The organism is Arthrobacter sp. SAFR-179 (genome assembly GCF_059414945.1).
This window is the reverse complement of the sequence record NZ_JBPFDM010000013.1, coordinates 133,364-153,390: the sequence shown is the minus strand read 5'-3', so window position 1 is coordinate 153,390 and position 20,027 is coordinate 133,364. Positions and strand designations below refer to the sequence as shown.

General features: G+C 66.1%; 18 protein-coding genes. 10 read left to right on the top strand and 8 right to left on the bottom strand.

Features of this window, described 5'->3' with window-relative positions:
• Nucleotides 1-50: 50 nt before the first annotated feature.
• Together ACR65K_RS18330 and ACR65K_RS18325 are read right to left on the bottom strand one after the other, a co-directional pair.
• Nucleotides 51-1,586 carry an NCS2 family permease gene (locus tag ACR65K_RS18330; RefSeq protein ID WP_440154420.1) on the bottom strand — a complete coding sequence of 512 codons (1,536 nt, stop codon included), beginning with the start codon at nt 1,584-1,586 and terminating at the stop codon, nt 51-53.
• A 14-nt stretch (nt 1,587-1,600) separates the two neighbouring features.
• The gene (locus tag ACR65K_RS18325; RefSeq protein ID WP_056330103.1) at nt 1,601-2,095 is read right to left on the bottom strand and encodes a nucleoside deaminase; all 495 of its coding nucleotides are present in this window, start codon (nt 2,093-2,095) and stop codon (nt 1,601-1,603) included.
• 401 nt (nt 2,096-2,496) lie between these two features.
• Between ACR65K_RS18325 and ACR65K_RS18320 the strand changes: the two genes are divergently transcribed.
• A complete protein-coding gene (locus ACR65K_RS18320; protein WP_440154419.1) occupies nt 2,497-3,870 on the top strand; it encodes an 8-oxoguanine deaminase in 1,374 nt (457 codons plus the stop codon).
• 38 nt (nt 3,871-3,908) lie between these two features.
• A complete protein-coding gene (gene ligD, locus ACR65K_RS18315; protein WP_440154418.1) occupies nt 3,909-5,153 on the top strand; it encodes a non-homologous end-joining DNA ligase in 1,245 nt (414 codons plus the stop codon).
• A gap of 18 nt (nt 5,154-5,171) precedes the next feature.
• Here ligD and ACR65K_RS18310 read toward each other — a convergent pair whose 3' ends face one another.
• Nucleotides 5,172-5,342: a hypothetical protein gene (locus ACR65K_RS18310; RefSeq protein ID WP_200946117.1), complete on the bottom strand. Its 171-nt coding sequence runs from the start codon at nt 5,340-5,342 to the stop codon at nt 5,172-5,174.
• A gap of 361 nt (nt 5,343-5,703) precedes the next feature.
• Between ACR65K_RS18310 and pucL the strand changes: the two genes are divergently transcribed.
• Both pucL and ACR65K_RS18300 read left to right on the top strand, forming a co-directional pair.
• Nucleotides 5,704-6,612 (top strand): factor-independent urate hydroxylase, encoded by a 909-nt coding sequence (pucL, locus tag ACR65K_RS18305; protein ID WP_056330095.1) that lies wholly within the window; start codon nt 5,704-5,706, stop codon nt 6,610-6,612.
• A gap of 157 nt (nt 6,613-6,769) precedes the next feature.
• The gene (locus tag ACR65K_RS18300) at nt 6,770-8,275 is read left to right on the top strand and encodes a nucleobase:cation symporter-2 family protein (protein ID WP_056330092.1); all 1,506 of its coding nucleotides are present in this window, start codon (nt 6,770-6,772) and stop codon (nt 8,273-8,275) included.
• Nucleotides 8,276-8,418: 143 nt separating this feature from the next.
• Here ACR65K_RS18300 and ACR65K_RS18295 read toward each other — a convergent pair whose 3' ends face one another.
• Entirely contained in the window at nt 8,419-9,174 is a 756-nt protein-coding gene (locus tag ACR65K_RS18295) for an IclR family transcriptional regulator (protein WP_440154417.1), read from the bottom strand.
• A gap of 220 nt (nt 9,175-9,394) precedes the next feature.
• Between ACR65K_RS18295 and ACR65K_RS18290 the strand changes: the two genes are divergently transcribed.
• The 4 genes from ACR65K_RS18290 to ACR65K_RS18275 are packed head-to-tail and all read left to right on the top strand — an operon-like array spanning nt 9,395 to nt 14,583.
• Nucleotides 9,395-10,840 carry an NAD-dependent malic enzyme gene (locus ACR65K_RS18290; RefSeq protein WP_440154416.1) on the top strand — a complete coding sequence of 482 codons (1,446 nt, stop codon included), beginning with the start codon at nt 9,395-9,397 and terminating at the stop codon, nt 10,838-10,840.
• Nucleotides 10,841-10,874: 34 nt separating this feature from the next.
• Nucleotides 10,875-12,473 carry a malate synthase A gene (gene aceB / locus ACR65K_RS18285; RefSeq protein WP_440154415.1) on the top strand — a complete coding sequence of 533 codons (1,599 nt, stop codon included), beginning with the start codon at nt 10,875-10,877 and terminating at the stop codon, nt 12,471-12,473.
• A gap of 3 nt (nt 12,474-12,476) precedes the next feature.
• Nucleotides 12,477-13,754 (top strand): DUF6986 family protein, encoded by a 1,278-nt coding sequence (locus tag ACR65K_RS18280; protein ID WP_440154414.1) that lies wholly within the window; start codon nt 12,477-12,479, stop codon nt 13,752-13,754.
• Nucleotides 13,755-13,770: 16 nt separating this feature from the next.
• Nucleotides 13,771-14,583 (top strand): bifunctional allantoicase/(S)-ureidoglycine aminohydrolase, encoded by an 813-nt coding sequence (locus tag ACR65K_RS18275; RefSeq protein WP_440154413.1) that lies wholly within the window; start codon nt 13,771-13,773, stop codon nt 14,581-14,583.
• Between the two features lie 81 nt (nt 14,584-14,664).
• Here the strand turns inward: ACR65K_RS18275 and ACR65K_RS18270 are convergent, their stop codons facing one another.
• Nucleotides 14,665-15,846 (bottom strand): zinc-dependent alcohol dehydrogenase, encoded by a 1,182-nt coding sequence (locus tag ACR65K_RS18270; protein WP_440154412.1) that lies wholly within the window; start codon nt 15,844-15,846, stop codon nt 14,665-14,667.
• A 190-nt stretch (nt 15,847-16,036) separates the two neighbouring features.
• Between ACR65K_RS18270 and ACR65K_RS18265 the strand changes: the two genes are divergently transcribed.
• Nucleotides 16,037-16,285 carry a hypothetical protein gene (locus tag ACR65K_RS18265; RefSeq protein ID WP_440154411.1) on the top strand — a complete coding sequence of 83 codons (249 nt, stop codon included), beginning with the start codon at nt 16,037-16,039 and terminating at the stop codon, nt 16,283-16,285.
• A gap of 19 nt (nt 16,286-16,304) precedes the next feature.
• Here ACR65K_RS18265 and ACR65K_RS18260 read toward each other — a convergent pair whose 3' ends face one another.
• The 3 genes from ACR65K_RS18260 to ACR65K_RS18250 form a co-directional block, all read right to left on the bottom strand.
• Nucleotides 16,305-17,018, bottom strand: coding sequence for an HAD family hydrolase (locus ACR65K_RS18260; protein WP_440154410.1), 714 nt, complete (start codon nt 17,016-17,018; stop codon nt 16,305-16,307).
• On the bottom strand, nt 17,018-17,308 hold the full coding sequence (locus tag ACR65K_RS18255) for a hypothetical protein (RefSeq protein ID WP_440154409.1): 291 nt from the start codon (nt 17,306-17,308) through the stop codon (nt 17,018-17,020). The genes ACR65K_RS18260 and ACR65K_RS18255 overlap by 1 nt, the downstream gene beginning before the upstream one ends.
• 114 nt (nt 17,309-17,422) lie before the next feature.
• A complete protein-coding gene (locus tag ACR65K_RS18250; protein WP_440154435.1) occupies nt 17,423-19,249 on the bottom strand; it encodes a glycoside hydrolase family 15 protein in 1,827 nt (608 codons plus the stop codon).
• Between the two features lie 44 nt (nt 19,250-19,293).
• On the opposite strand from ACR65K_RS18250, the gene ACR65K_RS18245 reads away from it, so the two are divergent.
• The gene (locus tag ACR65K_RS18245; protein ID WP_440154408.1) at nt 19,294-20,025 is read left to right on the top strand and encodes a DUF72 domain-containing protein; all 732 of its coding nucleotides are present in this window, start codon (nt 19,294-19,296) and stop codon (nt 20,023-20,025) included.
• The last annotated feature ends 2 nt before the right edge of the window (nt 20,026-20,027 follow it).

The following is a 20,027-nucleotide window of genomic DNA, read 5'->3' as shown; positions in this document are numbered from 1 at the left end:
GGGGGCCGGGCCAAGCGTTGGCCCGGCCCCTTTGTTGGTTGGGGCAAAGCTCAGCCGCCCAGCAGATGGTTGATCGGTCCGCGGGCGAAATACACCAGGAACCCGATGCTCACCACCCACATCAGCGGATGGATCTTCTTCGCCTTGCCGGAGGCCGCGCCGATGATGGCCCAGCTCACGAAGCCAACGCCGATGCCGTTGGCGATTGAGTAGCTCAGCGGCATGGTGACGATGGTGAGGAATGCCGGCAGTGCCACCGTGAACTTGGTGAACTTGATCTCGCGGATCTGTGCCATCATCATGGCGCCCACCACCACCAGCGCAGCGGCGGCAACTTCCAGCGGCACCACGCTGGTAAGCGGCGTGAGGAACATGGAACCGAGGAACAGCACACCCGTGACCACCGATGCCAGGCCGGTGCGGGCGCCTTCGCCGATGCCGGCCGCGGAGTCGATGTACACGGTGTTGGAGGAACCTGAGGTGGCCCCGCCCGCCACGGCGCCGAAGCCTTCCACGATGAAGGCCGCTTTCAGCCGCGGGAACGTGCCGTCCTTGTGTGCCACGCCGGCGCTCCTGGCCAGTCCGGTCATGGTGCCCATGGCGTCGAAAAAGTTGGTGAAAACCAGCGTGAACACCAGCATGGTGGCGGCCAGGCCGCCGATCCGGGAGAACGAGCCGAACAGGTCGAACTGGCCCACCAGGCCAAGGTCCGGTGCCGAGACCAGTTGGCCGGACAGGACGGGGGTGTTCAGGTGCCAGCCGCCGGGGTTGGTGGCGCTGGCCGGGCCGAGCTTCATGACGGCTTCCACGACGGCGGCCAGCACGGTGGTGCCGACGATGCCGATGAGCAGGCCGCCCTGGACCTTGCGCGCCACCAGGATCCCCATGGCCAGGAGGCCAATGACGAACACGAGCGTGGGCACCGAGGTGATCGAGCCGCCGTCGCCCAGCTGGACAGGCGGGCCGCCTGCGGTGGGCCGGACAAAGCCGGAGTCCACGAAGCCGATGAAGGCGATGAACAGGCCGATGCCCACGGTAATGGCGGCCTTCAGTTCCTTGGGCACAGCCCGGAAGATGGCGGTCCGGGCCCCGGTGACGCCGAAGAGGACGATCAGGATGCCGTTGATCACCACCAGGCCCATGGCCTCAGGCCAGGTGACTTCCTGGATCACCGAGACGGCCAGGAAGGAGTTGATGCCCAGCCCGGCGGCAAGCCCGAACGGCAGGTTGGCGATCAGGCCGAAGAGGATGGTCATGACGCCGGCGGTGAGGCCGGTGACGGCGCCCACCTGCGCGGCGGACAGCCAGCCCCCGGCGACGTCGGTGGGGGCGTTGTCCGCGCTGAACCCGCCGAGGATGAGGGGGTTCAGGATGACGATGTACGCCATGGTGAAGAAGGTGACCAGGCCGCCGCGGAATTCGCGGGCAAGGGTTGAGCCGCGCCGGGTGATCTGGAAGAAGCGGTCCAGGAAAGATTCCGGCGGCTGGGGGGTCTGTGATCCCTGCGCCGACGTGCGCGGCGTCCGCCGGGAGGTGCTGGTGGTTGGAGCCGGATGCTCCTCGTGGGAATGGTCCAGGATGGTCATCGAAGCCGCCGGGCCTAGTAGTCGATCCTGGATTCGAGCGTGTTCCAGGTGTTGAACGGCTCCAGCGGGGCCGGGGCCTGGGGATCGCCCAGCTCCAGCTTGGATACCGGCATCAGGGAGTCCCTGTCCTGGTTTTCGAAGTATTCGTAGAACACGGCGTCGTCAAAGCCGACGGAGGCGGCGTCGTGGCGGTCCGCGGCGTACACAACACGGCTTACCCGGGCCCAGAGCGCGGAGGCCAGGCACATGGGGCAGGGCTCGCAGCTGGTGTAGAGGGTGGCGCCGCTGAGGTCGAAGGTGCCGAGTTCGCGGCAGGCTGTGCGGATGGCCGTGACTTCGGCGTGGGCGGTGGGATCGTTGTCCGCGGTGACGCGGTTGACGCCGTCGAACGTTTGGCCGTCCGCCGTGACGATCATGGCGCCGAAGGGGCCTCCGCTGTTGAGGACGTTGGCCGTTGCCAGCCGGATGGAGCGGGCCAAAAATTGTTCGGCCGTGACGGTGGTACTCATGATGCGACTTCCTTTTGCCGGGAAGCCTGGTGCTGCGCAGGACCAGTAGAACCAGGTGCGAACGGTTACCAGGCTTCAGCATGTGCTGTGAAGGTTAAGTTGCGCCTGGTAGATAGCTTCCCGGGTTCGGGCGCCCGCCTTTGGCAGAATCGAGATTAGCACCGCTGTGTGGGCCGCGCCATAGTTTTCTGGAAATTTAATTTCGTAATGTGAAATCGATGTTTCGGCGCCTTCACGTCCGTGCCGGCCGGGCAGTCACAAAGACTCCCGTTGACGCAGGAGGGGGCGTTTTCCTAGGCTGATCCCACCCGTCCTGCCCTGCAGGCTGCGGGCACCTGGATCAGCAGACAGGGCTTCACTGAGCTGGATTGAAAACCATCAGCGCTCAGAGAAGGACCGTCATGACGCAATCCAACGCACCCGCTTCCCGCTTGTGGATCAAAAACCCGCAGGCCGCTTTCACCGCCAACAGCCTCGACGCTTCAGGTGGCCTGGTGGTCAGCGGCGGCGTCATTGCCGAGGTCCTGGCAGCGAGGCAGCAGCCATCCGCGCCCTGCACCGAAACGTTCGACGCCGGCAGCCACGTGCTGTTGCCGGGCCTGATCAACACACACCACCACTTCTACCAAACCCTCACCCGGGCCTGGGGTCCGGTGGCAAATGCACCGCTGTTCCCGTGGCTGCAGAACCTTTATCCGGTGTGGGCCCGACTCACCCCCAAGGACCTGGAACTGGCCGCGACGGTGGCCCTCGCCGAGCTGCTGCTCTCCGGCTGCACCACCGCTGCCGACCATCACTACCTTTTTCCCGCAGGCCTCGAGGACGCCATCGACATCGAGGTGGCGGCAGTGCGCCGGCTGGGCATGAGGGCCACGCTCACCCGGGGCTCCATGACGCTGGGAACGGACGACGGCGGCCTGCCGCCGCAGTCCACGGTGCAGCCTCCGGAGGTGGTGCTGGAAGACAGCGAGCGCCTGGTGGGCCGGTACCACGAGCGCGGCGACGACGCGGTGATCCAGATCGCCCTGGCGCCGTGTTCGCCGTTCTCGGTGACGAAAGAGATCATGGCCGAGAGTGCGGCGCTGGCGGAGCGGCTGGACGTCCGCCTGCATACCCATCTGGCGGAGACCCTCGACGAGGAGGACTTCTGCCGGGAGATGTTCGGGCTCCGGACGGTGGACTACCTGGACAGCGTGGGCTGGCTGACGGACCGCACCTGGCTGGGGCACGGCATCCACTTCAGCGACGCCGAGATCAGCAGGTTGGGGGCCGCGGGAACCGCCGTGGCGCACTGCCCCACCTCCAACATGCGGCTGGCATCCGGCATTGCCAGGGTCCTGGAGCTGGAGGACGCCGGAGTGCCGGTGGGGCTGGGCGTGGACGGCTCGGCGTCGAACGATGCCTCCAACATGATCCTGGAGGCGCGGCAGGCCCTCTACCTCCAGCGGCTGCGCTATGGCGCGGATGTTCCGGTGGAGCGGGCGCTGGGCTGGGCCACCCGCGGTTCCGCCGCCGCCCTGGGCAGGCCAGGGTTGGGCCAGCTGGCACCGGGGATGCAGGCGGATCTGGCCCTGTTCAAGCTCGACGACCTGCGGTTCTCCGGCAGCCACGATCCCATTTCCGCCCTCCTCCTGTGTGCCGCGGACCGGGCAGACCGGGTGATGGTGGGCGGGCAGTGGCGCGTGGTGGACGGGCAAATACCCGGGCTGGACGCCCCGGGCCTGATTGCCGAACACTCGGCCGCGGCACGGCGCCTGGTTAATGGCCCGCGCTGACGGCTGACGCTTTCCCGGCCAACTGCTAGCGTGGCGCCATGACTCCGTCAAAGACGCCGGCCGAGATCCTGGACATCGATGGTGAGGAAGTCCGGATCTCCAGCCCGGACAAGATGGTCTTTCCCCAGCCTGGGCTGACCAAGCTTGACCTGGTGCGGTACTACCTGGCCGTGGCGGACGGTGCGTTGCGGGGCGCGGGCGGCCGGCCCATGGTGCTCAAGCGGTTTCCCAAGGGCATCGACGCCGAGCCCTTCTTCCAGAAGCGGGTCCCGGAAAACCACCCGCCCTTCATCGACACCACCACGCTCCATTACGCATCCGGAACGTCGGCCGAGGAAGCGGTGATCCGCGATGCGGCCGGCCTGGCCTGGGTCATCAACCTCGGCTGTCTGGACCTGAACCCACACCCGGTCCGGGCGGAGGACCTGGAGCACCCGGACGAACTCCGGGTGGACCTGGACCCCATGCCGGGCGTGGACTGGTCGCAGATCGTGGACGTGGCGTATGTGGCGCAGGAGGTCCTGGACGATGTTGGGCTGGTGGGATGGCCGAAGACCAGCGGTTCACGGGGACTGCACATCCTGGTCCGCATTGCCCCGGAATGGTCCTATCGGGACGTCCGGCTCGCCGCCGAAACCCTGGCCCGGGAGGTGGAACACCGCGCTCCCGGCCTGGCCACCGCACGGTGGTGGAAGGAAGAGCGCGGCGAGAGCGTATTCGTGGACTTCAACCAGAATGCCAAGGACCGCACCGTGGCCTCTGCCTACTCCGTCAGGCCCCTGCCCGATGCCCGGGTGTCAACACCGCTCACCTGGGAAGAGGTGCGCACTGCCCGGCCGGAGCAGTTCACGGTGCCCGCCGTCCTGGAGCGGTTCGCAGAGATCGGCGATCCGCATGCCGGCATTGACGGCGCGGCAGGCAGGCTGGACGGCCTCCTGGCCCTTGCCGAAAAGCTGGGGCCGGCGGAGAAGGCGCCACGCAGCGGCGACGGCTCCGGACGCCGGCAATCACTGATGCCGCTCATCGAGGTTGCCCGGACCAGGACCAAGCCCGAAGCACTCGCGGCGCTCGATGAATGGAAGACCCGGCACGCCGACGTCGTACCCGCCCTCCAGCCCGCCGATGTCCTGGTGGACGGCATGCGCGGGTCCAGCTCGCTCTGGTACCGGGTGCGGGTGAACCTGCAGCACGTACCCGAGGCTGAACGTCCTCTCCAGGAGGAACTCATCGCGGACTACGACCCCTGGGCCGGTAAACAGTGGCCTGGAGGCTCCGGCTCCTGATGGCTGGCTGCCGTCTGGTCAGCGCCGGCCGAAGACCGGAAGGGCACGGAGCCAGCGGGAAAATCCTCCGGCCCGCCGCTCATGGTCCGCGGGAATGTAGAAGTCGGGGTCACTGGCTCCGAAGGGCAGGTACAACTCCTGGCCCGGTGCCGGAAATTCCACTACCTGGTTCTGCTCCTGGGGGTTCATCTGCTCCTCCTGTTCCTCATAGCGTTTCCGTATCTCGGAAAATAGTTATTGCTATATGAAAAGTGTAAGTAGGGGTGCCCGGCGCCGTCAATGCCTTGCTGAGGAAGGAATGCAGGCCGGGCAGTCACAAAATGAATTTTCGCCCTGTGATGTACACCACCGGATTGCGGGGGTACGCTGTTAGGCAACTCGTGGCGCACGTCACGTAACCTGGGAGCAGCAGGCAGGGTCGTAATGAGCTGGCATCAATGGATGCCGGCTCTTTTTTGTTGGGTCGGCTCCACCGGAAACGCGCTTGAAACGCGCGCTTAATTTCAGTGATGGAACCTTGGTTCCACTTACCGGAGATTGGGAACAGACCATGAGCAGCAAGATCATCCTCGGCGAAAACCAGTACGGCAAGGCAGAAGTCCGCGTCGTCAAGATCACCAGGGACACCAACCGCCACGAGATCGAAGACCTGAACGTCACCTCGCAGCTGCGGGGCGACTTCGCCGCAGCCCACCTGGAGGGCGACAATGCCCACGTGGTGGCCACCGACACCCAGAAGAACACCATCTACGCCTTCGCCCGCGACGGCATCGGCTCACCGGAAGCGTTCCTGCTGCGCCTGGGCGAGCACTTCACCTCCAGCTTCGACTGGGTCACCGGCGGCCGCTGGGAAGCAGAGTCCTACGCCTGGAACCGCATCCAGGCACACGGCAGCGAACACGACCACTCGTTCGTCCGCAACGGCCAGGAAGTCCGCACGGCGGTCCTGGTCCGCGACGGCGCCACCAGCCACCTGGTCTCGGGACTGAAGGACCTCACCGTCCTCAAATCCACCCAGTCCGGCTTTGTGGGCTACCCCCGGGACCGCTACACCACGCTGCCTGAGACCACCGACCGCATCCTGGCCACCGATGTCTCAGCCCGCTGGCGCTTCAAGACCGGCACCGACTTCAGCGCGCTGGACTTCAACAAGAGCTACGACGACGTCAAGGGCCTCCTGCTCGAAGGCTTCACCGAGAACTACTCCCACGCACTGCAGCAGACCCTGTTCGACATGGGCGCCAAGGTGCTGGAGGCACACAGCGAAATCGACGAGATCAAGTTCTCCATGCCCAACAAGCACCACTTCCTGGTGGACCTCTCGCCGTTCGGCCTGGACAACCCCAACGAGGTCTTCTTCGCGGCGGACCGCCCGTACGGCCTGATCGAGGCCACCGTCCAGCGCGAGGACGCTGCGGCAGCCCCCGCAGCCTGGTCCGGCATCGCCGGCTTCTGCTAGAGCACAACACCGACAGCGTCCCGACGGGCCCAGCCACCCATTTCGCGGCTGGGCCCGTCGGAGCCGCCCCACAGCTTTCACCCCGTTAGCCGGACAACGTTAGCCAGACACCAGTTAGCCAGACGATGACGTCTGCCATGAACCAAGAAAGTCTGCCATGAACACCAAGAAGAAACTGGCCCCTGCAGCCGCCGAAAAAGGTGCACGGCCTTCCCGCCCCGAGGACCAGCGCCTCCCGATCGGAAGCATGTTTGCCTACGGCTTCCAGCACGTCCTCACCATGTACGGCGGCATCATTGCCCCTCCCCTGATCATTGGCGCAGCCGCAGGAATGAACTCCCAGGACATCGGCCTGCTCATTGCGGCCTGCCTTTTCGTTGGCGGCCTGGCCACCATCCTGCAGACCGTGGGCGTCCCCTTCTTCGGTTCGCAGCTGCCGCTGGTACAGGGCGTCTCCTTCGCCGGGGTCTCCACCATGGTGGCCATCGTCCACGGCGGCGGGGGAATCCAGGCCGTCTTCGGTTCGGTCATCGCAGCCTCCCTGATCGGCCTGCTGATCACGCCGCTGTTCTCAAAGATCATCAGGTTCTTTCCGCCTGTCGTCACAGGCACCGTGATCACCACCATCGGCCTCACCCTGATGCCCGTCGCCGCGAACTGGGCCATGGGCGGAAACAGCAAGGCGCCCAACTACGGCAGCGTCGCGAACATCGGCCTGGCAGCGGCCACCATGGGCATCGTCCTGCTCCTGAGCAAGGTGGGCAGCGCTGCCATCTCCCGGCTTTCCATCCTGCTGGCCATGGTCCTGGGCACGCTGATCGCCTTCGTCTTCGGCATGGCCGACTTCTCGAAGGTGGGCCAGGGCGAGATTGTCGCCTTCCCCACCCCCTTCGCCTTCGGGCCGCCCACGTTTGAGCTGGCCGCCATCATCTCCATGCTGATCGTCATCCTGGTCACCCTCACAGAGACGTCCGCGGACATCATCGCGGTGGGCGAGATTGTGGGCACCAAGGTGGACTCCAAGCGGATCGGCAACGGCCTGCGGGCGGACATGCTCTCCAGCGCCATCTCCCCGCTGTTCAACTCCTTCACGCAAAGCGCGTTCGCCCAGAACGTGGGCCTGGTGGCCATCACCGGCGTCAAGAGCCGGTTCGTGGTCAGCGCCGGCGGCGTCATCCTGGTGGTGCTTGGCCTGCTGCCGGTCCTTGGCCGGGTGGTCGCAGCGGTGCCGACGCCTGTCCTCGGAGGTGCCGGCGTCGTGCTCTTCGGCACGGTTGCCGCCAGCGGCATCCGGACCCTGTCCAAGGTGGACTACAAGAACAACATGAACCTGATCGTGGTGGCTGCCTCCATCGGGTTCGGCATGATCCCCATCGCCGCCCCGGCGTTCTACGACCAGTTCCCGTCCTGGTTTGGCACCATCTTCCACTCCGGCATCAGCTCAGCGGCCGTGATGGCGATCCTGCTGAACCTGCTGTTCAACCACCTCCGGGCGGGGAATTCTGACAACCAGTCGGTGTTCGTTGCCGGAACGGAGCGGCTGGTGCGCGCCGAGGACCTCCGCTGCCTGGCCGAGGGCGACCGCTTCGAGAACGGAAGGCTCATCGACTGCGACGGCAAGGAAGTCCCCGTCCAGTCAGCCGAGAAGGCGCCGGAGCACTGACTCCGCCCGCAAGGGCCCACGCCCGCAGGGTTCCCTGGCCGAGCTTGCGAGGCCAGGGTGCGGGTGGGGATGGCGGCGGCCCACTCCGAAAAGGAGGGGCCGCCGTCGTGCGTGGCTGGTGCCGCCCGTACAGGGCAGGCGCCTCAGGTGCGGTTGAGCTCGCGGGAGATGGCCTCGGCCGCTTCCCGGAGGACGGGCACGGCTTTGTCGGCGAAGTCGCCGTCCACCCGGGAGACAGGTCCGGATACCGAAATCGCGCTGGGGGTGGGGGCGTTGGGCACAGCCATGGCGAAGCAGCGGACACCCAGTTCCTGCTCTTCCTCGTCGATGGAGTAGCCCCGCTCGCGGATGAGCTTGAGGTCGGCCAGGAGTTCATCCACGTCGCCGATGCTCTTGGCAGTGGGGGTGGGCATTCCGGCGCGGGCCACAATGCCGCGGACAGTATCGTCATCGAGCTGGGCCAGGATTGCCTTTCCGACGCCGGTGGCATGGGTATGGGCGCGCCGGCCCACCTCGGTGAACATGCGCATGGAGTGCAGCGACGGCACCTGGGCCACGTAGATCACCATGTCCGAATCCAGCACGGCCATGTTGGAGGTTTCCCCCAGCCGGTCCACCAGGATCTTCAGCTGCGGCTGGGCCAGGGCGCCGAGCTGCTTGTTGGCACCCTCCCCCAGCCTGATGAGCCGGGGGCCCAGTGCGTAGCGCCGGTTAGGCAACTGGCGGATGTAGCCGAGCGACACCAGGGTGCGGAGCAGCCGGTGGATGGTGGGCAACGGCAGGTCAGTGGAGGACGAGAGCTCGCTGAGCGTGACGTCACCGCCGGCATCGGTGATGAGCTCCAGCAGTTCGAAGACGCGCTCTACCGACTGCACCCCACCAGAGGCTTTTTCTGCCATTCCGTTGTCTCCTACGGCTCGGAATCCGACAACTCTTATCCGCATCGTGAAAAGAGTTGCTTAGAACACCCAAGATACAGCACCCGGGTTACGGCGGCGACGTGGACCGCCAGTCGTAATACGAGGGGTTGTGTTTCCATAAAGTAGATAATAATATCCATAATACGAAAATATTCGGATAAGAGCAGAAGCCGGACAAGGCCTAACAGGAGGACATTCAATGGCGAACCCCAGCCCCGGAAATTCGATCACCCTGCGCGTGGAAGCACCGTCAAGCTTCAGCGCCACCAGCGAGCTTGCCGCAGCCGTCGGAGCCGCCGGCGCAGCCATCACCGCACTGGACGTCACCGAGTCACACCACGAAACCCTCGTGGTCGACGTCACCTGCAACACCACCGACGACGCCCACGCAGCACGCGTCAAGGACGCCCTCAACGCCCTCGACGGCGTCACGGTCCAGCACGTTTCGGACCGCACCTTCCTGATGCACCTCGGTGGCAAGCTCGAGGTGGTCCCCAAGGTTCCGCTGCGCAACCGCGACGATCTCTCCCGGGCCTACACCCCCGGCGTCGCCCGCGTCTGCCTCGCCATCGCCGAGGACCCCGCCGCCGCCCGCAACCTGACGGTCAAGCGCAACACCGTGGCTGTTGTCACCGACGGCTCCGCTGTACTGGGCCTGGGCAACATCGGCCCCGCTGCCGCGCTCCCCGTCATGGAGGGCAAGGCCGCCCTCTTCAAGCAGTTCGCGAACGTTGACGCTTGGCCCGTGTGCCTGGATACCCAGGACACCGAAGAAATCATCCGCACCGTCAAGCTCCTGGCCCCCGTCTTCGGCGGCGTGAACCTGGAGGACATCGCCGCCCCCCGGTGCTTCGAGATCGAGGCCCGCCTGCGCGAGGAACTGGACATCCCGGTCTTCCACGATGACCAGCACGGCACGGCCATCGTGACCCTGGCAGCCCTGGTGAACGCCCTGCGCGTGGTGGACAAGAAGATTGAGGACGTCAGGATCGTGGTTTCCGGGGTCGGCGCCGCCGGCTCTGCCATCATCCAGCTACTCAAGGCCCAGGGCGCCCGTCACATCGTGGCCGCCGGCCGCTCCGGCGCAATCCACAAGGGCGAGACCTATAACGATCCGCACCGCACCTGGATCGCGGACAACACCAACCAGGAGGGCTTCTCCGGGAGCCTGCACGAGGCCCTGGTGGGAGCCGACGTGTTCATCGGCGTCTCCGCCCCGAACATCCTGGGCGAGGAACACATCGCTTCCATGGCCAAGGACTCCATCGTCTTCGCCATGGCCAACCCCACCCCGGAGGTGGACCCAACGGTCGCGTCCCGGCACGCCGCCGTCGTGGCCACCGGCCGCAGCGATTTCCCCAACCAGATCAACAACGTCCTGGCCTTCCCCGGCCTCTTCCGCGGGCTCCTGGACGTGGGCGCGAGCGACATTACCCCGGAAATGCTGGTGGCTGCCGCGGAGGCAATCGCCAACCGGGTGAATGATAATGAGCTCAATGCGAGCTACATCATTCCGAGCATTTTCGACCCGCACGTGACAGCCGACGTCGCGGCCGCCGTCGCGGCTGCCGCCCAGGCCTCAAACGTTGCAACGGCTGCCGAACCGGCCGATTCCGCAGCGGAGCCGGCACTCGCCTCCGCCTGACCGCCCGACTTCCAGCCAAAGGAAAGGACCAGAAATGGCCATCACCGTCACAGATCCCCGGCCCATCGCCCGCGCAGAGGAAATCCTCACCCCGAAGGCACTGGCCTTCATCGAGGAACTCCACAACCGGTTCGCCGGCACCCGCAACGAACTGCTGGCGGCCCGCGCCGCCAAACGGCAGCGGGTGGCCGAGACCGGCAAGCTGGACTTCCTGCCGGAGACGCAGGACGTGCGCGACGGCGACTGGAAAGTTGCGCCTGCACCGGCGGCTTTGCAGGACCGCCGGGTTGAGATGACCGGGCCTGCGTCACCGGCAAAGATGGCCATCAACGCCCTGAACTCCGGCGCCAAGGTATGGCTGGCGGACCTCGAAGATGCCAGCACCCCTACCTGGGCGAACGTCATCGACGCCATCCTGAACCTCCGTGACGCCGCCCAGGGCACGCTCAGCTACACCTCGGACGAAGGCAAGGAGTACCGGCTCCGCACCGACGCGCCGCTCGCCGTCGTGGTGGCCCGCCCCCGCGGCTGGCACATGCAGGAGAAGCACCTGCTGGTCAACGGCGAGCCCGCGGTGGGTGCGCTGGTGGACTTTGGATTGCACTTCTTCCACATCGCCAAGCAGCTGGTCCTCAACGGGCAGGGCCCGTACTACTACCTGCCCAAGATGGAGAGCCACCTCGAGGCACGGCTGTGGAACGACGTGTTCGTCTTCGCCCAGGACTTCCTGGGACTGAACCAGGGCACCATCCGCGCCACCGTGCTGATCGAGACCATCCCGGCCGCGTTCGAGATGGACGAGATCCTGTACGAACTGCGGGACCACGCCTCCGGCCTGAACGCCGGCCGCTGGGACTACCTGTTCAGCATCATCAAGTACTTCCGTGATGCCGGCGAGGAATTCGTCCTGCCTGACCGCGCCTCCGTGGTGATGACGGCCCCCTTCATGCGCGCCTACACCGAGCTCCTGGTCAAGACCTGCCACAAGCGCGGCGCCTTCGCCATGGGCGGCATGGCTGCTGTGATCCCCAACCGGCGGCACCCCGAAGTCACCGAAGCCGCCTTTGAAAAGGTGCGCGCGGACAAGACCCGCGAGGCAAACGACGGCTTCGACGGTTCCTGGGTTGCGCACCCGGACCTGGTGCCCACCTGCCGCGAGGTCTTTGACTCGGTGCTCGGGGACAAGCCCAACCAGGTGGACAAGCAGCGCCCGGAGGTCAACGTCACGGCAGAGCAGCTGCTGGATGTCTCCTCCGCCGACGGCCAGGTCACCGAGGCAGGCCTCCGGCTCAACCTCTATGTTGCCGTTGCCTACACGGCCGTCTGGCTCTCCGGAAACGGTGCGGTGGCCATCCACAACCTGATGGAGGACGCCGCCACCGCGGAAATTTCCCGCTCGCAGGTGTGGCAGCAGATCCGCAACAAGTCCGTGCTCGCGGACACCGGCAACACCGTGACCAAGGAACTGGTGGAGCGGATCCTGGCCGAGGAGACCGAACGGCTCCGCACCGAATTCGGCGACGAGGCGTTCCGCCGCTACTACCAGCCGGCCAGCGAATTGATCGCGGACATCTGCCTGTCCGAGGACTACACCGACTTCCTCACCACCCCGGCCTACGAACTGGTGGGCTGAGGCATGGCAGCATCACCCAAAACGTCACTGACCGCCGGGGACCTGGCGGCCATCGACGGGCAGCTGGCCGCCACGGACCGCCTGCTGGAGCAGAACTACCCGGGCGACGACGGCTCACGCCAGCCCGTGCACACGGTCTACGTGCCCGCGGACCGGTTCACGGCGTCGTTCGCTGCCGACTGGGGCGCCGAGGCGCTGGCCACCGCCAACGCCCACGGCGGCCTGGAAAAGCTCGGCGCGCTGCTGGGCCAGGACGCGGCGCTGGCGGAGGCCGTCGCCCCGCGCGTGGCAGCCAAGCTGGCCAGCGAGCCGATCGAGGACCTGCGCCTGGACTTTGAAGACGGGTTCGGGGACAGGGGTGACGACGCCGAGGATGCCGCCGCGGTTGCCGCGGCTTCCGCCGTGGCCGGCGCGGTCGCTGCGGGCACTGCGCCCCCATTTATTGGGATCCGGTTCAAGTGCTTCGAGACTCCGACCCGAGCCCGCGGCCTCCGGACCCTCGACCTGTTCGTCTCCGGCCTGGCCGCGGCGGGCGAACTGCCCGAAGGCCTGGTCCTGACCCTGCCTAAGGTCGCCACCGTGGCCCAGGTCCAGGCCATGGACTACGCCGTGTCCCGGCTCGAGGAAGTCCACTCACTCCCGGCGGGAAGGCTCCGCTTCGAGGTGCAGGTGGAGACCCCGCAGCTGATCCTGGGGCCGGAAGGAACATCGCCGGTGGCGCAGCTGCCGCACGCCGTACCCGGCAGGATCAGCGGCCTGCACTACGGCACGTACGACTACTCCGCGTCACTGCAGATCTCGGCCGAATACCAGTCCATGGAGCACCCGGTGGCCGACTTCGCCAAGGAAGTCATGCAGCTGGCCGTGGCCGGAACGGGCATCCGGCTCTCCGACGGATCCACCAACATCATTCCCGTGGGCGATAACGTGGAGAACGCCTGGCAGCTGCACGGCCGCCTGGTCCGGCGGTCACTGGAACGCGGCTACTACCAGGGCTGGGACCTGCACCCGGCCCAGCTGCCCAGCCGCTTCGCCGCCACCTACGCCTTCTACCGGCAGGGCCTGCCCGCCGCCGCGGCCCGCCTGCGCAACTACGTGGAGCAGACCGACGGCGGCGTCATGGACGAACCCGCCACCGCCCGTGCCTTGGCAGCCTTCGTCCTGCGCGGCGTCCAGTGCGGCGCCGTCGGTGCGGAGGAAGTCCAGGCGCTTGCCGGCGTCGGAATTCCGCAACTGACCGGACTGGCCCACCCGCGGCTCGCCACCACTTCCAACTCCTAGCTAAGGATCTCTCTTCATGGGCAAGTACTACTCCCCCACCGGCGGCCTGCCTCCGCAGACGCACCTCACCACCGAGCGGGCCATTGTCACCGAGGCGTACACGGTGATCCCGAAGGGCGTGATGACGGATATCGTCACGTCCAACCTGCCGGGCTTTTCGAACACCCGCTCCTGGATCATCGCCCGGCCCATCTCGGGCTTCGCCACTACCTTCTCGCAGTTGATCGTGGAAATCGGCCCGGGCGGCGGCGCACCCAAGGCCGAGTTCGAGGCAGGCGTGGAAGGCGTCATTTTCGTGACCCGCGGCAAGGTCAACCTCACCCTCTACGGCGAACTGCACCAGCTGGAGGAAGGCGGCTACGCCTACCTGGCAGCCGGGTCGGAGTGGGGCCTGGAAAACGTCTCGGACGATGTGGTGTCCTTCCACTGGATCCGGAAGGCCTACGAACGGCTCGAGGGCTTCGAGGCCAAGTCCTTCGTCACCAACGAAAAGGACGTGGAGCCCACCTCCATGCCGGACACCAACGACGTCTGGAAGACCACCCGCTTCACGGATTCCAACGACCTGGCCCACGACATGCAGGTGAACATCGTGACCTTCCAGCCGGGCGGCGTCATTCCGTTCCCGGAAACCCACGTAATGGAGCACGGCCTGTACGTCCTGGAGGGCAAGGCCATGTACCTGCTGAACAACGACTGGGTGGAGGTGGAGGCCGGCGACTTCATGTGGCTGCGCGCCTTCTGCCCGCAGGCCTGCTACGCCGGGGGCCCCGGCGAGTTCCGCTATCTCCTGTACAAGGACATGAACCGGCAGGTGAAGCTCACCTAGGTGCTCCCTGGTCTCTCCCGGGCAGCAGCGGAGGCCGTTATGGACTGTCCATAACGGCCTCCGCTTTTTACGTCACGCTGCTCAAACGCCGGGGTTGAGGACCACCTTGATGCAGCCGTCCTGTTTCTTCTGGAACTTTTCGTACAGCGCCGGGGCGCCCTCCAGGCCCGACCTGTGGGTGACCAGGTCCATGACACCCAGCGGGTCGGCCTCGTCCTCCACGAGTGGAAGCAGCGTATCCGTCCAGTTGCGCACGTTGCACTGGCCCATGCGCAATTGCAGCTGCTTGTCGAACATGGTCAGCAGCGGCAGCGGGCTGGCCGTTCCGCCGTACACACCGCTCAAGGAGACCGTGCCGCCGCGCCGCACGGCGTCGATGGAGGTATGGAGCGCGGCCAGCCGGTCAACGCCGCCGGTCTCCATCGCTTTCTGGGCGAGCTTGTCCGGCAGGAGTCCCAGCGCCTGGTGGGCGAAGCCGGCTAGGGGAGAACCGTGGGCTTCCATTCCGACGGCGTCAACCACTGCGTCCGGGCCCCTTCCGTCGGTCATCTCCCGCAGTTCCTCCGCGATGTCCTTGGTGTAGTCGAAGGTCTCCACTCCGTGGCGGGCCGCCATCTCCCGCCGTTCGGGAACGGGGTCCACACCCACCACGCGGAATCCCCGCTGCACCCCGATCCGGCTGGCGAACTGGCCCACCGGTCCCAGGCCGAAGACCCCGAGCGTTCCGCCGGGCGGCACGTTGGCGTACTCCACGGCCTGCCAGGCGGTGGGGAGGATGTCCGAGAGGAAGAGGTAGCGTTCGTCCGGAAGCTCGGATCCCACCTTGACCGCACCATAGTCGGCGTGCGGAACCCGCAGGAATTCGGCCTGGCCGCCAGGAACGGACCCATACAGCTCGGAGTAGCCAAACAGGGCCGCGCCGGACCCTTTCTCCCGCACCTGGGTGGTTTCACACTGGGACTGCAGGCCCTGCTTGCACATGTAGCAGGAACCGCAGGCGATGTTGAACGGGATCACCACGCGGTCACCCTTGCGGAGGTTGGTAACGCCGCTTCCCACTTCCTCCACGATGCCCATCGGTTCATGTCCGATGACGTCGCCCTTGTGCATGTAGGGCCCCAGGACCTCATAGAGGTGGAGGTCGGAGCCGCAGATGGCGGTGGAGGTGATCCGGATGATTGCATCGGTCGGTTCCTGGATAACGGGATCGGGTACTTCCTCCACGCTTACCGACCGTTTTCCCTGCCACGTCAGTGCTTTCACAGTCTCCCTTTCGCTCTGTCTTGCCCCCGGGTTCTTCAGAGGGCGGCCAGGATGCCCGCAGGCACCCTTTCTTCGACGCTATCGGTTTTACGCGAAAAAAGTAAGCATGCTGATAAAAACCTTGTGGCCGCCGTCGACTGCTCCTAGCGTAGGAAGGGCAGGGAAGAAGACCACGTGAAAGCGGAACGCCATGTCGCTGTACCAGCCGGAGCCGGTCGAAATCTCCACCCGCATGCGTCCGGGCGAATGGACGGAGGACAGCTTGGTGGAATTGGTCAACAGTTACCGCACACGGATCGCGGACATGGGCGCGCCGGCATCCGAGGTGGCTACGGACATCGAACGGAACGACGACGGCTCAGTCAAGGTCGTGGTGTCCTGGGTAAAGCCCGCCATTGCGGGCGACGAGGAATCGGTGCCCGGCGGCCAGCCGCTCTAGCCACCAGCCACCGGGTCCGTCAGGGGTTTGGCTGGAGGGCGAGCAGCCGGCCAATGGCACTGGAGCCAAGGTTTTCCAGCAGATGGCGCGGCCCGTCATAGACCTCCACTGCGCCGGCCTCGCGCAACTGGCTTGCCTGGATCCCCCCGCAGGTAACGCCGATGGCGGGGATTCCCAGCGCCCCTGCCGCCTTCATGTCCCACACCGCATCGCCGACATAGACGGCGCCTGCGGCGTCAACTCCCGCCGCAGCGAGGGCTGCCTCCAGGATGTCCGGCGCAGGCTTGCTTTCCTTCGCATCGTTCGCACTGGTGGCGGCATCGATGAAGGCATCGGCGTCCAGAACGGAGCGCATCACCTGCAGGTCCCGCTCGCGCGCCGAAGAAGCCAGCGCCACCGCCAGGCCGCCCGCATGGCACTGGCCCAACAGTTCCTTGGCCCCGTCGAGGGCGCGGAGCGATGGCCAGTGCGAGGCATACAGCGCGCCATGGCTGGCCATAATGTCCTCATCCTCGTCACGGTCCCGGGCTGGCGGCAGGAGGTTGTCCACCAGCCGGGCGCCGCCCATGCCCACGAGCTGGTGGATGGCCGCCATTGGCACGTCATGGCCGTACTGGCGGAAGGCACCCCACCAGGCGATGGTGTGGATGTAGGACGAATCGATCAGCGTCCCGTCAACGTCAAAGAGGACCCCCCGGCGCGTGCCGCCAGGGGGTGTGATGGAATCCGGCATCAGCCCACCGCTGCCCGTCGTACCTCCGGCGCCTTCTTGCGCCGGGCCGCCTCCTCCTTTGGAGAGCTGACGGGGCGGACGCGGTCGCGGATCACGGATCCGGCCCCGTCCAGGCTCTTGTCCCGGATGAGGCCCGTGCCGGCGATTTCCCGGGCCATGGCAACGCCTGCCACAGCGGCCCTCTTGGTGGGGAAGGTGACCGAGATGGCCATCAGGTTCCCGCTTCCGTCCATCATCCTGATCCGGTATCCACCATCAGGGGCGTCAACGAGTTCAAAATATCCGGCCATAACTATCACTCCTCCATCAATCACGGCGCTGTGCTTGGGAGCACTCCATGAGGTGTTAGTAAGTATACTTATCTATCCTGCGAAGGAGAAGTTACAGCCCCGGTCCGCGCCGCCTCAGCGCGAATCCGCCCCTTCCGACGGAATGGGGGTGTCACTGCGCCGAACCGTATCCTGATGCAGCTCCAGGGCGCTAGTCACAAGGGCGAAATGGCTGAAGGCCTGCGGAGTGTTGCCCAGTTGGCGCTTCGCCTTCACCGCCCATTCCTCGCTCAGCAGCCCCACGTCGTTGCGCAGTTCCAGCAGCCGTTCAAAGAGTTCGCGGGATTCCTCATGGCGGCCGGCACCCAGCAAAGCCTCCACCAGCCAGAACGAGCAGGCCAGGAAGACGCCCTCGTCGCCGGGCAGGCCGTCGTCGCTCTGCTCCGGCCGGTACCGCAGCACAAAGCCGTCCTGGGTCAACTCACGCTGGATCGCCTCGATGGTCCCCACCACCTTGGGATCATCAGGCGGCAGGAACCCCACCCTGGGAATCAGCAGCAGGCTGGCGTCCAGCTCCGGACGGCCGTAGGACTGGACAAATGTGTTGCGCTCCGGGTCGAAGCCGTTGGCCATGATGTCCCCGCGGATCTGGTCCCGCAGCATCTCCCAGCGCTCCACGGGGCCCGGCAGGCCGGATTCGCGCACGCCCTTCACCATCCGGTCCGCGGCCACCCATGCCATGACCTTCGAGTGGGTGAAGTGCCGGCGCGGCCCCCGCATCTCCCACAGCCCGTTATCCGGCTGGTCCCAGATGGTTTCAAGGTGTTCCATCAGTGCAATCTGCACGTCCCACGCCTCGTCCGTGTGCTTCAGCAAGGAGTTCCGCGTCAGCGCCAGGCAGTCAAGGACCTCGCCCCACACATCCAGCTGGAACTGCTCGGCCGCCGCATTCCCGATCCGCACAGGCACCGAGTTCTCGTAGCCTTTCAGCCACGGCAACTCCATCTCGGGCAGCCGCCGTTCGCCATGGATCCCGTACATGATCTGCAGGTCCGCGGGATCACCGGCCACGGCCCGGAGCAGCCAGTCCCGCCAGGCAGCGGCCTCCGCGGTGTAGCCGGCAGCCAGCAGCGCCTGCAGTGTCATGGTGGCATCCCGCAGCCAGCAGTAGCGGTAGTCCCAGTTGCGCTGGCCGCCCGGCTGCTCCGGCAGTGAGGTTGTGACGGCGGCCACGATGCCCCCGGTGGGGCCATAGGTCAGCGCCTTCAGCGTTATCAGGGAGCGGACCACGGCATCCTGGTACTTCCCTTTGACGGTGCATTGCGAAGACCATCCGCGCCAGAACGCAAAGGTGCTGTTTAGCACTTCTTCTGCGTCCACTGACACCGGGCGTCCCACATGGCTGGGGGCCCAGGTCAGCACGAACGGCACTTTCTCGCCGGCGTTGACGGTGAAGTCGCTGACCGTATGCATGTTCTCGCCATGCAGGGGTGCCGGAGTGACCAGGTAGACGGCGTCGGGGCCGGCGATCGCGTGCAGCCCGCGCTTGTCCTTGCGCACCCACGGAACAATGTGGCCGTAGTCGAACCTCATGACCAGCTCGCCGTGCATTTTGACGCTGCCGCTGATACCTTCCACAATCCGGACGATGTCAGCGACGGAATCGCGCGGCGGCATGAAGTCGGTGACGCGCACGGTTCCGTCCGGCGTCTCCCATTCGGTGTCAAGGATCAGGCTGCCGTCCCGGTAGCTCCGGCGCGTGCAGGCACCCCCGCTTTCGGGCGCCAGGAGCCAGCGCCCGGAGTCCGGCGTGTCCAGCAGGGAATTGAAGCAGGCAGGGGAATCGAACCGCGGCAGGCAAAGCCAGTCGATCGAGCCTTCCTTGCTGACCAATGCCCCGGTTTGAAGGTCGCCAACTACCGCATAATCTTCGATTCGCGCCATGACATTACCCTGCCACAGAGAGCTCCGAAGGGAAGGGGATGTCCAGGTGTAGCCTGAGGCAGATGGCAATCCACATTGGCACCTCCGGCTGGAGCTACGACCACTGGGAGAACGTCCTGTACCCGCCCGGACTGCCCGTGCGGGACCGGCTCCAGTGCTACGTCGCCGAATTCAGCACGGTGGAATTGAACGCCAGCTTTTACCGGTGGCCCCGGGACACCACCTTCGCCGGCTGGAACAGGCGCCTGCCGCCGGGGTTCAGCATGTCAGTCAAAGCTCCGCGGGGACTCACCCATGCGCGCAAGCTGTATTCACCGGAAGTGTGGGTGGAGCGCATCGCCCGCTGCTGGCACGAACTCGGTGACAAACGTGCCGTGCTGCTGGTCCAACTGCCGCCCCAACTCGAGCGGGACGATGCGCGGCTGGACTATTTCCTCGCCGCCGTTCCCCCATGGATCAGGGTGGCAGTGGAATTCAGGCACCACAGCTGGGACTGCCCTGAGGTGTTTGCCCTCCTGGAGCGGCACCAGGCGGCCTACTGCATCATGAGCGGCGCCAACCTGCCCTGCATCCTGCGGACCACCGCCCCCTTTGTGTACGTCCGGCTGCATGGACCCGACCAGGAGCACCTGTACGGGGGATCCTATGCCGACGCCGACCTCCACTGGTGGGCCGACCGGATCCGCGAGTGGGACGCCACTGGCATCGACGTCTACGCGTACTTCAACAACGACGGCGGCGGGAACGCCGTGCGGAACGCCCGGACCCTGCGCGCGATCCTCGGCAACGGCTGATG